At 65.6% G+C, this 14,747-nt stretch carries 16 protein-coding genes; 8 read left to right on the top strand and 8 right to left on the bottom strand.

From position 1 onward, the window contains the following. The first annotated feature begins 16 nt into the window (after window positions 1-16). The gene (locus tag IV112_RS07290) at window positions 17-874 is read left to right on the top strand and encodes a PEP-CTERM sorting domain-containing protein (RefSeq protein ID WP_304002354.1); all 858 of its coding nucleotides are present in this window, start codon (window positions 17-19) and stop codon (window positions 872-874) included. A gap of 27 nt (window positions 875-901) precedes the next feature. After that, window positions 902-1,672, top strand: a complete 771-nt coding sequence (locus IV112_RS07295) for a PEP-CTERM sorting domain-containing protein (RefSeq protein ID WP_304002357.1) — start codon at window positions 902-904, stop codon at window positions 1,670-1,672. A 64-nt stretch (window positions 1,673-1,736) separates the two neighbouring features. Here IV112_RS07295 and IV112_RS07300 read toward each other — a convergent pair whose 3' ends face one another. Next, a complete protein-coding gene (locus IV112_RS07300) occupies window positions 1,737-2,831 on the bottom strand; it encodes an NADH:flavin oxidoreductase/NADH oxidase (protein WP_296812652.1) in 1,095 nt (364 codons plus the stop codon). A gap of 109 nt (window positions 2,832-2,940) precedes the next feature. Continuing rightward, window positions 2,941-3,414 carry a DUF1348 family protein gene (locus IV112_RS07305; protein ID WP_020165351.1) on the bottom strand — a complete coding sequence of 158 codons (474 nt, stop codon included), beginning with the start codon at window positions 3,412-3,414 and terminating at the stop codon, window positions 2,941-2,943. Window positions 3,415-3,494: 80 nt separating this feature from the next. Here IV112_RS07305 and IV112_RS07310 point away from each other — a divergent pair, with 80 nt between their 5' ends. Then, a complete protein-coding gene (locus IV112_RS07310) occupies window positions 3,495-4,097 on the top strand; it encodes a TetR/AcrR family transcriptional regulator (RefSeq protein ID WP_296812650.1) in 603 nt (200 codons plus the stop codon). A 286-nt stretch (window positions 4,098-4,383) separates the two neighbouring features. Here the strand turns inward: IV112_RS07310 and IV112_RS07315 are convergent, their stop codons facing one another. Together IV112_RS07315 and IV112_RS07320 are read right to left on the bottom strand one after the other, a co-directional pair. Beyond that, window positions 4,384-5,160 (bottom strand): hypothetical protein, encoded by a 777-nt coding sequence (locus IV112_RS07315; RefSeq protein ID WP_296812648.1) that lies wholly within the window; start codon window positions 5,158-5,160, stop codon window positions 4,384-4,386. Further along, window positions 5,157-5,942 (bottom strand): zinc-dependent peptidase, encoded by a 786-nt coding sequence (locus tag IV112_RS07320; RefSeq protein ID WP_020165348.1) that lies wholly within the window; start codon window positions 5,940-5,942, stop codon window positions 5,157-5,159. The genes IV112_RS07315 and IV112_RS07320 overlap by 4 nt, the downstream gene beginning before the upstream one ends. 78 nt (window positions 5,943-6,020) lie before the next feature. Between IV112_RS07320 and IV112_RS07325 the strand changes: the two genes are divergently transcribed. Continuing rightward, window positions 6,021-6,152 (top strand): hypothetical protein, encoded by a 132-nt coding sequence (locus tag IV112_RS07325; RefSeq protein ID WP_269744947.1) that lies wholly within the window; start codon window positions 6,021-6,023, stop codon window positions 6,150-6,152. Between the two features lie 495 nt (window positions 6,153-6,647). Here the strand turns inward: IV112_RS07325 and IV112_RS07330 are convergent, their stop codons facing one another. After that, window positions 6,648-7,667 carry a helix-turn-helix domain-containing protein gene (locus IV112_RS07330; RefSeq protein ID WP_296812645.1) on the bottom strand — a complete coding sequence of 340 codons (1,020 nt, stop codon included), beginning with the start codon at window positions 7,665-7,667 and terminating at the stop codon, window positions 6,648-6,650. Between the two features lie 213 nt (window positions 7,668-7,880). Between IV112_RS07330 and eat the strand changes: the two genes are divergently transcribed. From eat to eutC, 4 genes are all read left to right on the top strand, one after another. After that, entirely contained in the window at window positions 7,881-9,284 is a 1,404-nt protein-coding gene (gene eat / locus IV112_RS07335; RefSeq protein ID WP_296812643.1) for an ethanolamine permease, read from the top strand. 10 nt (window positions 9,285-9,294) lie between these two features. Beyond that, window positions 9,295-10,701, top strand: a complete 1,407-nt coding sequence (locus IV112_RS07340) for an ethanolamine ammonia-lyase subunit EutB (RefSeq protein ID WP_296812641.1) — start codon at window positions 9,295-9,297, stop codon at window positions 10,699-10,701. 38 nt (window positions 10,702-10,739) lie between these two features. After that, window positions 10,740-11,480: a TorF family putative porin gene (locus IV112_RS07345; RefSeq protein WP_296812639.1), complete on the top strand. Its 741-nt coding sequence runs from the start codon at window positions 10,740-10,742 to the stop codon at window positions 11,478-11,480. Between the two features lie 167 nt (window positions 11,481-11,647). Next, window positions 11,648-12,451: an ethanolamine ammonia-lyase subunit EutC gene (gene eutC, locus IV112_RS07350; protein WP_296812637.1), complete on the top strand. Its 804-nt coding sequence runs from the start codon at window positions 11,648-11,650 to the stop codon at window positions 12,449-12,451. Window positions 12,452-12,545: 94 nt separating this feature from the next. Here the strand turns inward: eutC and fliN are convergent, their stop codons facing one another. Genes fliN through IV112_RS07365 form a run of 3 tightly spaced genes read right to left on the bottom strand, consistent with a single transcriptional unit; the run spans window position 12,546 to window position 14,649 of the window. Further along, the gene (gene fliN / locus IV112_RS07355) at window positions 12,546-12,992 is read right to left on the bottom strand and encodes a flagellar motor switch protein FliN (protein ID WP_020165341.1); all 447 of its coding nucleotides are present in this window, start codon (window positions 12,990-12,992) and stop codon (window positions 12,546-12,548) included. Further along, window positions 12,989-14,014 carry a flagellar motor switch protein FliM gene (gene fliM, locus IV112_RS07360; RefSeq protein WP_020165340.1) on the bottom strand — a complete coding sequence of 342 codons (1,026 nt, stop codon included), beginning with the start codon at window positions 14,012-14,014 and terminating at the stop codon, window positions 12,989-12,991. The genes fliN and fliM overlap by 4 nt, the downstream gene beginning before the upstream one ends. Before the next feature lie 26 nt (window positions 14,015-14,040). After that, complete coding sequence (locus tag IV112_RS07365; RefSeq protein WP_296812634.1) at window positions 14,041-14,649, bottom strand: flagellar basal body-associated protein FliL; 609 nt, start codon at window positions 14,647-14,649, stop codon at window positions 14,041-14,043. Between the last annotated feature and the right edge of the window lie 98 nt (window positions 14,650-14,747).

The following is a 14,747-nucleotide window of genomic DNA, read 5'->3' on the forward strand; positions in this document are numbered from 1 at the left end:
TTTAAAGGAGGGTGCTGTGAATTGTATCAAGATAATTTTTCCGTCTTTGCTCGTGTCGATGTCCGTATCGGTGCACGCGGGTGACTTTCAACTGCTCCCGACGACGCCTTCCAATAACGTAGGTTTTGTCGCCGGCCAAAATTCACAGTTCGACGACCCGCTGTATCTTTCAGCGCCGCGGGGGCAGTTCGTGCGTTCGGATTCGGATCCCGAAGTTATCCTGACCATAAATTACCAGGCATTTCAACCGGAAACATTGTCTCCCATTGGGTCGGGCACGCTCACGCTGCTCGATTTCGTCTATACGCCGGACATCACGTTTGCAGGCAGCAGCACCAAGATCGGTCATCTCTACGATTTTGTTTACCGCGATTCGCGGGATAACAAACTCGTTTTTGGCACCCGCGTACTTCTTGGGGTAGAGGACGACCACCAGAAGAACGCCGAGCTGAATTTCTTGTATCGCTTTGGCTTCGAGGAAGACGGCACTGCTTTCTCTGCCGCGGCGGCATGGCTCTTCACCGTTCCGTCCGACCTGCGCATGTACAACGCAGCACAAACCGCGAGTACTTCACTGACGGGGATCCGTCGCTATGACGCTGACACCGTGCGCATGCAGTCGGACGTCAATCGTGCCGAGGGCAATCAGACGAGCGGACTATTCCTCGTGAAGACAGATGCCGAGTACTACACGCTGGCCAACAGGGCTGTAGGCATCTTCCAAGCCGGCGAAGAAGGTCAGCCGCTGGTCGGGAACGAGTTCTATGGTTTTGTGCCGACCAACGTACCTGCCGTGCCGGAGCCCTCGACCTACGGAATGCTGCTTGGCGGTCTCGCGCTGACGGCGTGGGCGGCATGCAAGCGCAAGGCTTAATTACCCCGAAGTTCTCAGGAGATAAAAATGAAAATCAAGGTTCTCGCTCTTTCCCTTATTGCTGCCTTCGCATCGAGCTCCGCTCTCGCATTCGTTGCACTGCCTGAATCCGGACAGCTTCGCATCACTGCTCAGAACGATGTGACCGAAGATCCGTTGTGGCTGGGTTTTGGTTGGAGTCCGACGTCAGAAGGCTATACGCGTGCTGCAGCCCGGGTAAGTTCGGTGTTGTACGACGGTATCGATGTCGGCAACTTCTACGACTATGTTTTCCGCAGCGACAGCGACAACACTTTGCTGTTTGCGTCGCGCTTCGAGCTCCTCGTTGGCGAAGTCGAAGTGGGCGACCTTGAGTACGAAGTCGAGATCAACGACATTTTCCGACGCGGCTTCGCCGGCTACGACGTGTCGGTCGGCTGGTATTTCCAGACGGGGTCTGACTTCGGCGTTTCGAGCGTCGCGCACTCCAACTCGCCGCGTACGCGCCCGGCGAATCTGGCGGACGTTTTTGATGACAACGTGGTCGATTTCCGCACTGACATTTCGGTCGAGGAGGGTAATCCGACCACTGCGTGGTATGTCATCAAGACCAACGCGACTCAATTCGACTACCTCGCGAATGCCGTCAGCATTCGACAGGCGCCGAGCGTTTCGGGTGACGATCCTCCGTTGCGCAACGCGATGTTCGAAGGCTTCGCGCCGATCCCGGCCGTGCCGGAACCGTCCGAGTACGCGATGTTCCTGGCCGGTCTGGGCATGGTCGGCTTCGTTGCCCGCCGCCGCATGAACCGCATCTGAGTTTCACGCCTCGACCCGGGCAACCGGGCGTTTCTTTGAGCCAGGCCTCGTGCCTGGCTTTTTTTCATCCGAACAGCCTGGCGACCTCACGCGGTGCGCAGCGCAGATACTGTGGCGCTACCTTGATCTGCGCGCCGAGCTTGGCTGCGGCATGCCAGGGCCAGCGCGGGTCGTACAGCATCGCGCGGGCGACGCCGATCAGGTCGGCCTGGCCGGCGGCGAGTATGGCTTCGGCGTGCTCCGGCTCGGTGATCAGGCCGACCGCGATGGTCGGCAGTCCTGTTTCGGCGCGGATGCGTTCGGCGAAGGCGACCTGATAGCCCGGCGTGAGCGGAATCTGCTGCGCGGTCGATACGCCGCCGCTCGATACGTGGATGAAGCTCGCGCCGCGCGCCTTGAGCGCCTGCGCGAGGACCACGCTCTGTTCGATGTCCCAGCCGCCGTCCACCCAGTCGCTGGCGGAAATGCGCATGCCGACCGGCCGGTCGTGAGGGAAGGCTTCGCGCACCGCGTCGAACACCTCGAGCGGAAAGCGCAGCCGGTTCTCGAGCGTGCCGCCGTAGGCGTCATCACGTGCATTGGCCAGCGGCGACAGGAACTGGTGCAGCAGATAGCCGTGTGCGCCGTGCACCTCGATGGCGTCCAGTTCGAGCCGCGCCGCGCGCTTTGCCGCGTCGGCGAAGGCGGTGCGCACCCGGCGCAGGCCGTCGGCGTCGAGTGAATGTGGCGGGTTCTCGTGCGCGGCGTGCGGGATCGAGGAGGGCGCCACGGTCTGCCAGCCGCCGGCGGTCGGCGCGATCTGTGCGCCACCCTCCCAAGGTCGTGCCACCGAAGCCTTGCGGCCGGCATGGCCGAGCTGGATCGCGATCGGCATGCTGGAGTGGGCACGCACACCGTCGAGCACGCGACGCAGTGCGGCTTCGTTGTCATCGTTCCACAGGCCGAGGTCGGCGGCAGAAATCCGACCGTCGGCTTCGACCGCAGTCGCCTCGATCACGAACAGGCCGGCGCCCGACAGCGCCATTTGGCCGATGTGCATCAGGTGCCAGTCGGTCGCGTTGCCGTCGCTGGCCGAGTACTGGCACATCGGCGCGATGACGATGCGGTTGGACAGCCTGAGGCCGCCGAGGTCGTAGGGCTGGAAGAGCGGGCTGGACATGAATGGGATCTCGCGGTCGTTGAAGGGCGGGCGGCGCGGCCGCAGCGCCCTGCAATCTACCGCCGACCGCCGGCCCGCGTCGACTTTCGCGACACCGGCGGCTGCATCGTCAGAGCCCCAGTTCGGACAGGCCGGGATGATCGTCGGGACGCCGTCCCTGCGGCCAGCGGAACAGGCGTTCCGACTCGCTGATCGCCAGGTCGTTGATGCTGGCGTGGCGGTGCGCCATCAGGCCCTTGTCGTCGAATTCCCAGTTCTCGTTGCCGTAGGAGCGGAACCAGTTGCCGGCGTCGTCCTGCCATTCGTAGGCGAAGCGCACGGCGATGCGGTTGCCGGCGGTGCACCACAGTTCCTTGATCAGCCGGTACTCGCGCTCCTTCGCCCACTTGCGGGTCAGGAAGTCGACGATCTCGGCGCGGCCGCGCAGGAACTCCGAGCGGTTGCGCCAGCGGCTGTCGGCGGTGTAGGCGAGCGATACGCGTTGCGGGTCGCGGCTGTTCCAGCCGTCTTCGGCGGCGCGCACCTTCTGCGCAGCGGTTTCGGACGTGAAGGGCGGCAGGGGCGGGCGGGGGGCGTCGGTCATGGCAAAGGCTCCGGGGGTTGAAAAGAGACAGGTCTGTCTACATACTTGAACAAGACAGGTCTGTCTGTCAACATGAATGGATGTTCACATCTCTCGACGATCTCGCCGGACCCGGTCCGCTGCCCGAACAGGATGCGCGGACCCGCGTACTCGAATGCGCCTACCGGCTGTTCTACCGCCACGGCCTGCGCGCCACCGGCATCGACCGCATCATTGCCGAGTCGGGTGTCGCCAAGGCGTCGTTCTACCGCCACTTTCCGACCAAGCAGGCGCTGGTCGAGGCCTATCTGGACCTGCGCCACGCGCGCTGGATGGGCTGGCTGGAAAGCCGGCTTGCTGCTGCGCCGGATGCCCGCGCCTGGTTGGCTGCGCTGCCCGATGCGCTGGACGACTGGTTCCGCGCGCCCGGCTTTCGCGGCTGCGCCTTCATCAATGGTCACGCCGAAGCCGGCACGGACGCGCCGCCGATGACGGTGACGCACAAGCGGGAACTGGCGGCGCGGATCGAAGCGGCCTGTCGCGAGGCGGGTTTCGTTCGACCGGACGAGGTTGCCGCCGATCTGCTGCTGCTCATCGAGGGCGCCATCGTGCGCGCGCAGATGGAAGGTGCGGACGCGGCCCGCGCGCCGCTGGCACGGGTGTTTGCGCGGGTGCTCGCCGGGGCGGAGCGCGCATGCGTCTGACACCTGATTCGTGGCCGGAGTCAGGGCCGGGGTTCTGTGGGAGGGGTCTTGACGCCGACAGCAGCCCGCATCGAAGCCCGAGGACTGCAGCGGCCGTGTCGCGGCCAAGGCCACCCCCACAGGGATCGCGCCTGACTCGTGACTGGAACCAGGGCCGGGGTTCTGTGGGAGGGGTCTTGACCCCGACAGCAGCCCGCATCGAAGTCCGCAAAGGCCCTGTCGCTGCCAAGGCCGCTCTCACAGGGAGAGGTGGTGTGCGCGGTAAGTACAGCGACGGGGCTTGTCGTCAGCGGCGGGCGTTACCGCTGCGCCACCACGCCTGCATCGTTCGGCCGGTCGGCTCGATGGTTTCGCCGGCAGGGTTCAGTGGCCAGTGCCAGCGGGGACCGGCAGCCCAGCCGTCGGCGACGAGGCGCTCCGGCAGACCCGGCAGCAGCACTTCGTCCGGCGCATTCGCTCGGGTCTGCGCGTACTCGATGATCAGGCAGGCGTGCCGCACGCGGCCGAGTGCATCGATGTGCGCCTGCGGTATCGCCGCGCCGTAGCGCTCGACGGCCGACTCGGCCTCGCCGCGCTCCAGAAGCGTCGCGCACGGCAGCAGCGGCAGTTGCGACAGCAGGTTCACCGAGGCGCACCAGGCGTCGGCCGGCATCGCGGGTGCGGCGCGCAGCGGATCGCGCGACAGGTCCTCCAGCACGCCGCTCACGTCCTGCCGTACACAGCGCACCCGCCCTGAGTACTTGCGAACGGCAGCACGCGCAGCCGGGCCGAAGCACACGTCTACGAGGTCTACGGTTTCGAACAGGTCGAGCAGTTCGCGCAGTGGCACGTCCTGCAGCAGACCTGCGCCCATGATCCACGCGCGCCGCGGTGCATCCGGTGCTGCGGCGGAAAGGCGGGCGGCGGCGAGCAAGGCGGCGCGCGTCTGCGCGATGTGGTCTGCCCAGTGCGTGCGCAGCCGGCGGTGGCGCACGGCGAGCGCGGCCGCCTCGCGGCGCAGACCAAGGCGCTGCGCCGCCGGCAGACAGTCTAGGCGTGCCCAGGCAATCAGTTCCTCGATCATGCGGCGTCCGGCGGGAACAGCGCGCGGGCGCGTGGTGCCGGGTCGAGCCGATAGAAGCGGGCCAACTGCTCGTACAGATCCGGCCAGGCCTGCTGTATCAGGTCAGGGATTTCGAAGAAGCACTCCGACATGACGGCGAAGAACTCGGCCGGGCTTTCCGCGGCGTATTCGTCGATGCCGGTGTCCACGCCGGCGTCGACGTCGGCACAGAAGCGCTCGTAGGCGGTCGACCACACGGCCGCCCAGCGCTGCACGCTCATGCCGGCATGCAGCGGCGGCAGACCGTCAGGCTCGCCGTTGCGCATGTCCAGCTTGTGCGCGAACTCGTGGATGACCACATTGATGCCGTCGGCCGCCAGCGATTCCGGCTGCCAGGACAGCAGTACCGGGCCGCCTTCCCACGCCTCGCCGACCAGCGTGTCCTCGTATTCGTGCACGACGCCGGCGTCGTCGGTGACCCGGCGCGGCACGACGAAGTCGCCCGGGTAGACCACCACGCCGACCCAGTCGTCGTACCAGTCCAGCCCCAGGTTGAGCACCGGCACGCAGGCCTGCAGCGCGATCTCGAGCAGCATGTCGTCGGTCAGCACGGTGTCGTGGGCGCCGTGGAATTCCTTGCTCGCGATGAACTGCCGCGCCAGTTCACGCAGGCGCGGCCGGTCGGCGGGGTCGAGGAAATCGAGCCAGGGCAGGCGGGCCTCGATGCGGGCCCACTGTTCGTCGGGTACGTCGGGCAGTTCGGGTTCGACGGCGGAAACGAGTCGGCGCAGCCAGTGCAACATCCGGAAGTAATCCTCTCTTGCGCGGGGTGGGGGCAGCGCCTATTGTGAAGGCTCTGCAACCACGAAAGGAGGTGATCCGTGATGAAACGTCTCGCGATCCTGCTGGGGCTGGCGATGTTTGCGTCGTCCAGTGCCGTTCTTGCATGCCCGGGCGAAAAGCACGGCGACGCCAAACCCCAGAGCTCCCAGCCGGAGAAGCCAAAGACCTGATTCCGCGCAACTGTCGTGAGACAGGTGTGCGAGGGGCGACCGCGAAAGCGGTCGCCCTTTTTCGTTGACCTGGTGCGTCGGGAGCTCGCCGTGCGGAGGGGGGGAGTGAATGGCGTGGGGGCGTCCCTGGCAATCACCGGGCTCCGACTGCGCGGTGTATCGAATATCTTAGGTCCGCTGCGGTTGCATCGCGGCCAAGGCCGCTCCCACAGGAATTGCGCCCAATCGGTGATCGGAGCGGGCGTTCTGTGGGAGGGGTCTTCCGACCCCGACAGCGGCTTGTATCGAAGCCGACGGCCCGCAACCGCCGCGTCGCGGTCAGAAGACCGCTCCCACAGGGGAATGCGCCAGACCCGCGGCCCGAGCCCGGGTGGGTCCTCTGTGGGAGGGGTCTTCCGACCCCGACAGCGGCCTGTATCGAAGCCGGTGGCCTGCAACCGCCGCGTCGCGGTCAGAACACCGCTCCCACAACGACGGCGCTCACTGCCGCCCGCTTCAGAAAGTCCCGTTCAGCGCCCGCCGCAGCGTACTGGACGGCAGTTCGCCGAACAGTTCGCGGTAGTCGTGCGAGAAGTGGCCGAGGTGCCAGAAGCCCCATTGCATCGCGATGTCGTGCACGCTGCGCGCCGGGTCGCTGCCGTGCTGCAGCGCGCGCCGCACGGCGTTCAGCCGCACGCGTTTCAGGTAATCCTTCGGCGCCATGCCGAGCACGCTGTTGAAGTGGTTCTGCAGCGCGCGGCGCGTGACGTGCAGGCGTTCGCACAGTTCGTCTACGCCGTCGACCGAGCTTTCCGGCTTCAGCGCGATGCGCCGCGCCTGCATCACGATGTCGAAGCGGCGCTGTTCGAGTGCTGTGCGCGATGGCGGCGCCGGGTCGTCGCCGAGGCTGTCGAGCAGCAGATCGACCAGATCGGCGCACAGATCGCCGGACGGGGTGGTGGCACCGACCGGTTCCAGCAGGCCTTCGATCAGGAAACACAGTTCGCTGTGCCGCGATGGACTGAGCGCGCGGCTGGCGACCGAGCCGTGCAGCAGCAGCTGTTCGAGCTTGTGTCCGTGGCGGCCGGTCAGGCGCGAGGCGAGCCAGCCTTCGTCGGCGACGATGCCGTAGATGCCGAAGTCGCGCGGCGTGCGCAGCGTGAAGCCGCTGCTGGCGCGCGCCATCATCAGATGCACCCCATCGCTGTGCGGCCGGCCGCAGAAGCGCACTTCACCGGTGCGCGACAGATCGGGCAGGCCCATCCACACCGAGCCCGACCACGGGCCGCACTGCTGGCTGGTTTCCTGTTCGGTGTATTCGTGGAACACCTGCAAGCGCGGGCCGTTCTCGACCAGCATTTCGCGGATGCAGCCGCTGAACACGCCACCCGACAACTGCTCGTATTCCTGATGCCAGCGCGAAATATTGTCCGCGTGCTCCGCGACGTCGTCGCTGCGGCACACGCGGATTCCGTCCTTCGGGGCGCTTCTGGTGGCGTCCTCCGCGGTCGGGGCTGGCGCGATGTCATGTCCCATGTTCTGCCTCTCCTCCTGTCGCTCGCGCGAACAGGAATGTACCGTGATTGCAGGGACTTAGCATTCCCCGTGCCAACTGCCGCAAACAGCTTTTCCGATTCGGGATAGTGCACTGCCGCGACTTTTCCGATTCCGGATAGTGGGGACGCCTTCCCGGTGATCGAATGAAAAAGAGGTTCCGCGCCGGGCGGAACAGATCCGGGAGAGGAAAACATGTCGTCAACACTGAATGCGACCGGGGCGGGCGGCCCGCAGTCGCTGAAGAAGGTGCTGGGTCCGCTGCAGCTGTGGGGCATCGCGGTCGGACTGGTCATTTCGGGCGAGTACTTCGGCTGGAGCTATGGCTGGAACTCGGCCGGCACGCTGGGCTTCCTGTGCGCCACCGTGCTGGTTGCGGCCATGTACGCGACCTTCATCTTCAGCTTCACCGAACTGTCTACCGCCATCCCGCACGCCGGCGGTCCCTTCGCCTACGCGCGGCGCGCCTTCGGACCCTTCGGCGGCTTCATCGCCGGTTTCGCCACGCTGGTCGAATTCGTGTTCGCGCCGCCGGCGATCTCGCTGGCCATCGGCGCCTATCTCAATGTGCAGTTCCCCAGCGTCGATCCGAAGATGATCGCGCTCGGCGCCTACGTCGTGTTCATCGCGCTGAACTGGGTGGGGGTGAGCATCGCCGCCACCTTTGAACTGTTCGTGACGTTGCTCGCCATCTTCGAACTGCTGCTGTTCATGGGCATCGTCGCGCCCGGCTGGAGCATGGCGAACTTCGTCGCCAATGGCTGGGCCGGCCAGAACGAGTTCTCCGGCGTTGCGCTGGCGGGCATCTTCGCGTCCATCCCGTTCGCCATCTGGTTCTTCCTGGCGATCGAGGGCGCGGCGATGGCGGCCGAGGAGGCACGCGACCCGAAGCGCACGATTCCGGTCGCCTACGTGGCCGGCATCCTTACCCTGCTGGTGCTCGCCTTCGGTGTCATGATCTTTGCCGGCGGCGTCGGCGACTGGCGCCAGATCGCCAACATCAACGATCCGCTGCCGCAGGCGATGAAGGCGGTGGTGGGCGAGAACAGCGGCTGGCTGCACATGCTGGTGTGGATCGGCCTGTTCGGCCTGATCGCCTCCTTCCACGGCATCATCATGGGCTACTCGCGGCAGATCTTCGCGCTCGCCCGTGCCGGCTACCTGCCGCGCTACTTCGCCGCACTCAGCCCGCGTTTCCAGACGCCGCACCGCGCACTGCTGGCGGGGGGCGTGATCGGCGTGGTCGCCATCTTCAGCGACTCGTGGATCAGCTTCGGCGGCCAGACGCTGACCGCCAACATCGTCACGATGTCGGTATTCGGTGCCATCGTCATGTACATCATGTCCATGGCCTCGCTGTTCAAGCTGCGCAAGAGCGAGCCGCTGCTGGAACGTTCGTACCGCGCGCCGTTCTATCCGGTATTCCCGGCCATCGCGCTGGCGCTGGGCGTGTTCTGCCTCGGCGCGATGGTGTGGTTCAACACGCTGCTGGCCGGCGTCTTCCTCGGCCTGTTCGCGCTCGCCTCGGCCTACTTCTTCCTGACCGGCCAGCAGCGCGCCGACGCACCGGAAGACGTGATGCTGGCCGGCAGCCGCTGAGGAGAGCGCCATGGCTTATCGCGTGACGGTGGGCGGGGAGGCGTTCAGCTTCCCCGACCTGAAGACGGTGATGGCCTGCGCCAGCCCGGCCCGCTCCGGCGACGTGCTGGCCGGCGTGGCAGCAGGCTCCGCGCTGCGCCGTGTGGCGGCGCGGCACGCGCTGGCCGACATCCCGCTGGCCACCTTCCTGAACGAGGCGCTGGTGCCGTACGAGGAGGACGAGATCACGCGCCTCATCGTCGACAGCCATGACCGCGCCGCCTTCGCGACGATCGCCCATCTGACGGTGGGCGGTTTCCGCGAGTGGCTGCTCGACGACGCGGCCGACGCTGACGCGCTGACCGCGGTATCGCCGGGCCTGACGCCGGAAATGGTCGCGGCGGTAAGCAAGCTCATGCGCAACCAGGACCTGATCGCGGTGGCGCGCAAATGCCGCGTGGTGACGCAGTTCCGCAACACGATAGGCCTGCCCGGCCATCTGGCGGTGCGGCTGCAGCCGAACCACCCGACCGACGATCTGCGCGGCGTGGCGGCCTCGACGCTGGACGGTCTGCTGTGCGGCGCCGGTGATGCGGTGATCGGCATCAATCCGGCCTCCGACAGCCTGCCCGCCATCGCCAGCCTGCTGCACATGCTGGACGAGCTGATCGAACGCTTCGACATTCCGACCCAGAGCTGCGTGCTGACGCACGTGACCAATACGGTGAAGCTGATCGAGCAGGGCGCGCCGGTCGATCTGGTGTTCCAGTCGGTCGGCGGCACCGAAAAGACGAACGCCTCGTTCGGCGTCAGTCTGGCGGTACTCGACGAGGCGTATGACGCAGCGCTGTCGCTCGGCCGCGGCACGCTCGGCGACAACGTCATGTATTTCGAGACCGGGCAGGGCAGCGCATTGTCCGCCAACGCCCACCACGGCGTGGACCAGCAGACCTGCGAGGCGCGCGCCTACGCGGTGGCGCGCCGCTACAAGCCGCTGCTGATCAATACCGTGGTCGGCTTCATCGGCCCGGAGTACCTGTACGACGGTAAGCAGATCATCCGCGCCGGGCTGGAGGATCACTTCTGCGGCAAGCTGCTCGGCCTGCCGCTGGGCTGCGACGTCTGCTACACCAATCACGCCGAAGCCGACCAGGACGACATGGACACGCTGCTGGTGCTGCTCGGCGCCGCCGGCATTCCGTTCGTGATTGGCGTGCCGGGGGCGGACGACATCATGCTCAACTACCAGAGCACCTCCTTCCACGACGCGCTGTTCCTGCGCCGCACGCTGGGCCTGAAGCGCGCGCCCGAATTCGAGCGCTGGCTGCAGTCCATCGGCCTCACCGATCCGAACGGCGAACTGCTGCGCGGCAGCGGCCGCGCGCTGGTCGACGGCATCACCTCGCTGGCTGCGTTGCCCTCGCCGCGCGCCGCATGAGATCCACATCCATTTCAAACAGACCGGGAGCTTTCTTCATGACTTCGATCCGCCACACCACGCTGCTCTGTGCAGCCCTGTTCGCCGCCGCACCGCTGGCACACGCCGAAGAGGCCGCGCCGGCCTCCGACTGGACGGTGCCGATGAGCGTCACGCTGGTCAGCGACTACATCTTCCGCGGCCAGTCGCAGACCTGGGGCGGTCCGGCGCTGCAGTTCAGCATCGAGGCGGTGCACAGTTCGGGCTTCTACGCCGGCTTCTTCGCGTCGAACGTGTCCGATCACTGGCTGCCGGGCGCAGCGGTCGAAACCGACCTCTACGGTGGCTACCGCACCAAGGTGGCGGACACGATAGGCGTCGATGTCGGCGCCGTGTATTACATGTACCCGGGAGCCAACTGGGACGATTCGCCCTTCACCGGCTTCAACGCACGCAACCGTCTCGACACTGCCGAAGCCTATGTCGCGCTGAACTGGGAATGGCTCACCTTCAAGACCGGGCGCACGCTGAACGAATACTTCGGCTGGAGCACCAACAATTCGCCGGTCAATGGTGGCTTCTTCGGCGACCTGTCGGCTGGCGTCACCGGCAATACGCGCGGTTCGCATTACTTCGAACTGAACGCTGCCTACGACGTGGCCGAAGGGTGGAACGTCAGCGGTCAGATCGGTCGCCAGATCGTGCGTAATTCGACCGGACTGGACATCACCTACTACAAGATCGGCGTCACCCGCGCGCTGCCGGATGGCTGGTCGGCCGGCGTGTTCTACTCGGCATAGAGCGAGCCGAACGCGTACAAGGACTTCGTCAGCCTGGACAACGGGCGGTCGGATTCCGACATTGCGAAGGACAAGCTGTTCGTCAGCGTGACCAAGGCCTTCTGAGATGGCGTCGGCCCCGGGCAGCGACGGCCGGGGCCGGCGCGAGGAACGTGAAGAGATGTGCGATGAAGGATGAAGACAAGGACGGCGCGCTGAGCGACAGCACGGATGCCTGGGCGCTGTGGCGCAGTTTCACGTCGGCGCGCATCGGCCTGGGCCGCGTCGGCAACGCCGTGCCCACCGCGGAAGCGCTGGGCTGCGGTCTGGCCCACGCGCTGGCCCGCGACGCCATCCACACGCCGCTCGATGTGGCGGCGCTGGCCTCCGAACTGAACGCGCAGGACTGGCCGGCACTGCCGGTGAAAAGCCGTGCGCCCGACCGCGAAACCTATCTGCGCCGGCCTGATCTCGGCCGCCGGCTCGACCCCGATGACCGCGTACGGCTGGATGGCATGCGCGGCGAGGGCTGCGATCTGGCGGTGGTGATCGGCGACGGCCTCTCGTCGGCGGCGGTGGCGCGGCACGCGGTGCCGCTGCTCGCGGCGCTGTATCCGCTGCTGCCAGAAGAGTGGTGCATCGCGCCGGTGGTGATCGCCACCCAGGCGCGCGTGGCGCTGGCCGACGAGGTCGGCGAGGCGCTGGGCGCACGCATGGTGGCCATGCTGATCGGCGAGCGGCCGGGGCTCAGTTCGCCGGACAGCCTCGGCGTCTACCTGACCTGGGCGCCGCGCGTCGGCCGGTCGGACGCTGAGCGCAACTGCATATCGAATGTGCGGCCCGAGGGCCAGCCCTATGGTGCCGCCGCCTATCGCCTGAACTGGCTGATGCAGCAGGCGAGTGCACTGCGCCTGACCGGCGTCGGACTGAAGGACGAGAGCGACCACACGCTGCCGCTGATCGACCGGGCAGGCGCGCCGCGGCTCGACTGAGAGCAAGGCGCGGCGGCAAAGAAAAAGGGCGACGCATCTGCGTCGCCCTGAAACCCGATTCAATCTGGTCGAATCAGGAGGAGGTTCGTAGGCTTCAGCGCTTGAGCTTCTTCATGCGCTCGGCCGGGGTGATGATGTCGGTGAGGCGGATGCCGAACTTGTCGTTCACCACCACCACCTCGCCCTGCGCAATCAGCGTGCCATTGACCAGCACGTCCATCGGCTCGCCCGCCATGCCGTCGAGCTCGACCACCGAGCCGTGGCCCAGTTGCAGCAGGTTGCGGATCGAAATCTTGGTACGGCCCAGTTCCACGGTCAGCTGCACCGGGATGTCGAGGATCATTTCGAAGTCGCGCAGGCCTTCGGCAGGCTTGTTCGCGCTTTCCCCGAATTGCTGGAATATGTTCGCCGGCTGCGCCTCCACCGTTGCGTGGTCGGCGTCCAGTGCGGCGAGTGCTTCGTCTGCGGTGGTCTGTTCCGCCATCGCGGCGGCCCAGTCATCGTCACTGACTTGTTCTTCGGCTTCGGCCAGATCGCTCATGGTTTTTCCTCACCTGTCTTCTTGCCCTGGGCGTTCAGGGCGTGCTCGATCAACTCTTCCTCGCCGGCCATGAAACGCTCGATGCGCAATGCGTAGTGCCCGTTCTGAACGCCGTACTTGCACTGCAACACGTCTATGCCATCGACCGCGGCCGTCACCGTCTCTGGGATAGTTATCGGAATGATGTCGCCAACCTTTAGGTTGTTGAGGCCGCCCAGGGTCAGCGAGCCGTCGCCGAGGTTCACCGACAGTTCGACCGCGGCGTCCTGCACCTGACGGGTCAGCAGCTTGATCCAGCGGTTGTCCGAACTGACGCTGTCGCTCTGCATCGACGAATTCAGGATGTCGCGCAGCGGCTCGACCATCGAATAGGGCAGGCAGATGTGCATCTCCGCCGACACACCGCCCAGCTCGACGGTGAAGGTCGAGGCGACGACGATTTCCGACGGCGTGGCGATGTTGGCGAACTGCGAGTTCATTTCCGAGCGCATGTACTCGAACTTGATCTTGTGCACCGGCTCCCACGAGCGCTCGTACTCGGCGAAGAACACGTCGAGCAGGCCGTGGATGATGCGCTGCTCGGTCGCCGTGAAATCGCGCCCTTCGACCCGAGTATGGAAGCGTCCGTCGCCGCCGAACATGTTGTCGATGACCAGGAACACCAGGTTCGGGTCGAACACGACGAGACCCGTACCGCGCAGCGGCTTCACCTGGACCAGGTTCAGGTTGGTCGGTACCACCAGATTGCGGATGAATTCCGAGTACTTCTGCAGGCGGATCGGGCCGAGCGAAATCTCGGCGCTGCGCTGCATGAAATTGAACAGGCCGATGCGCAGGTAACGGGCGAAACGCTCGTGGATCAGCTCCAGCGTGGGCATGCGCCCGCGGACGATTCTTTCCTGGGTGCCGAGGTTGTATGGGCGAATGCCGCCGGTGTCGTCCTCCTGGACGGCTTCGTCGGTTTCGCCGGTGACGCCCTTCAGCAGGGCATCGACCTCTTCCTGGGAAAGAAAGTCGGACATGATCTTCCTCGCTGTTCTCTTCGGCGCTACTGCACGATGAAGGAGGTGAAGAGCACCGATTCGACCGGACCTATCGGTTCCTCGGGCTCGCCCTTGCGGTTACGCGGTACCTCGCCGACGATGGCATTGACCGCGTGCTTGATGTCTTCCGCCAGTTGCTCGCGGCCTTCCGCGCTGCCAAGTTCCGAGGCTTTCTTGCCGGACAGCAGCATCAGCACGCGGTGGCGGATTTCCGGCATGTAGGCCTTCAGGTTGTCGGCCGCAGGTTGTTCATCGACGCGCAGCGTCGCCTTGACCTGCAAGTACTGGTCGACTGCGGTTTCGGGCTGCAGATTGACGGTGAAGGGGTCGAGTTCGACGAAGACCGGCGGCAGGCCCTTGGCTTCCGCATCCTTCTTCTTCTTCAGCTTGGCCTTCTTCGCTTCCTTGGCGGCTGCCTCATGATCGTCCTCGGCAACGACTTCCTCGCCGTCCTCGCCTTCGTCGGCGTGACTGCCACCCATCATGAAGAAGGCCGCGGCGCCGCCCAGTATCACCACCACCAGCAAGGCGATGATGATGACGAGCATCTTGTTGCCCTTCTTCTTCGGTGCGTCTGCTCCGGCTTCGTCCGGGGTGGCGGCTGCTTTGGCCATATTCGATGCTCCTGTCTGATTCGGAATTGTCGGCGGGCACACATGCCTTTCAATGTCCGAATAACGGCTGATTGATCCGTTTTTTTAGTGCCGGAGCG

The organism is Methyloversatilis discipulorum, assembly GCF_018780585.1.
Taxonomy (GTDB): domain Bacteria; phylum Pseudomonadota; class Gammaproteobacteria; order Burkholderiales; family Rhodocyclaceae; genus Methyloversatilis; species Methyloversatilis discipulorum_B.

What these genes read in the sequence shown, in the direction of transcription:
- IV112_RS07365 (WP_296812634.1), bottom strand. Translation starts at nt 14,649, where the DNA reads ATGGCCAAAGCAGCCGCCACCCCGGACGAAGCCGGAGCAGACGCACCG.
- IV112_RS07345 (WP_296812639.1), top strand. Translation starts at nt 10,740, where the DNA reads ATGACTTCGATCCGCCACACCACGCTGCTCTGTGCAGCCCTGTTCGCC.
- IV112_RS07300 (WP_296812652.1), bottom strand. Translation starts at nt 2,831, where the DNA reads ATGTCCAGCCCGCTCTTCCAGCCCTACGACCTCGGCGGCCTCAGGCTG.
- IV112_RS07315 (WP_296812648.1), bottom strand. Translation starts at nt 5,160, where the DNA reads ATGATCGAGGAACTGATTGCCTGGGCACGCCTAGACTGTCTGCCGGCG.
- IV112_RS07310 (WP_296812650.1), top strand. Translation starts at nt 3,495, where the DNA reads ATGTTCACATCTCTCGACGATCTCGCCGGACCCGGTCCGCTGCCCGAA.
- fliM (WP_020165340.1), bottom strand. Translation starts at nt 14,014, where the DNA reads ATGTCCGACTTTCTTTCCCAGGAAGAGGTCGATGCCCTGCTGAAGGGC.
- eat (WP_296812643.1), top strand. Translation starts at nt 7,881, where the DNA reads ATGTCGTCAACACTGAATGCGACCGGGGCGGGCGGCCCGCAGTCGCTG.
- IV112_RS07305 (WP_020165351.1), bottom strand. Translation starts at nt 3,414, where the DNA reads ATGACCGACGCCCCCCGCCCGCCCCTGCCGCCCTTCACGTCCGAAACC.
- eutC (WP_296812637.1), top strand. Translation starts at nt 11,648, where the DNA reads ATGAAGGATGAAGACAAGGACGGCGCGCTGAGCGACAGCACGGATGCC.
- IV112_RS07340 (WP_296812641.1), top strand. Translation starts at nt 9,295, where the DNA reads ATGGCTTATCGCGTGACGGTGGGCGGGGAGGCGTTCAGCTTCCCCGAC.
- IV112_RS07295 (WP_304002357.1), top strand. Translation starts at nt 902, where the DNA reads ATGAAAATCAAGGTTCTCGCTCTTTCCCTTATTGCTGCCTTCGCATCG.
- IV112_RS07330 (WP_296812645.1), bottom strand. Translation starts at nt 7,667, where the DNA reads ATGGGACATGACATCGCGCCAGCCCCGACCGCGGAGGACGCCACCAGA.
- IV112_RS07320 (WP_020165348.1), bottom strand. Translation starts at nt 5,942, where the DNA reads ATGTTGCACTGGCTGCGCCGACTCGTTTCCGCCGTCGAACCCGAACTG.
- fliN (WP_020165341.1), bottom strand. Translation starts at nt 12,992, where the DNA reads ATGAGCGATCTGGCCGAAGCCGAAGAACAAGTCAGTGACGATGACTGG.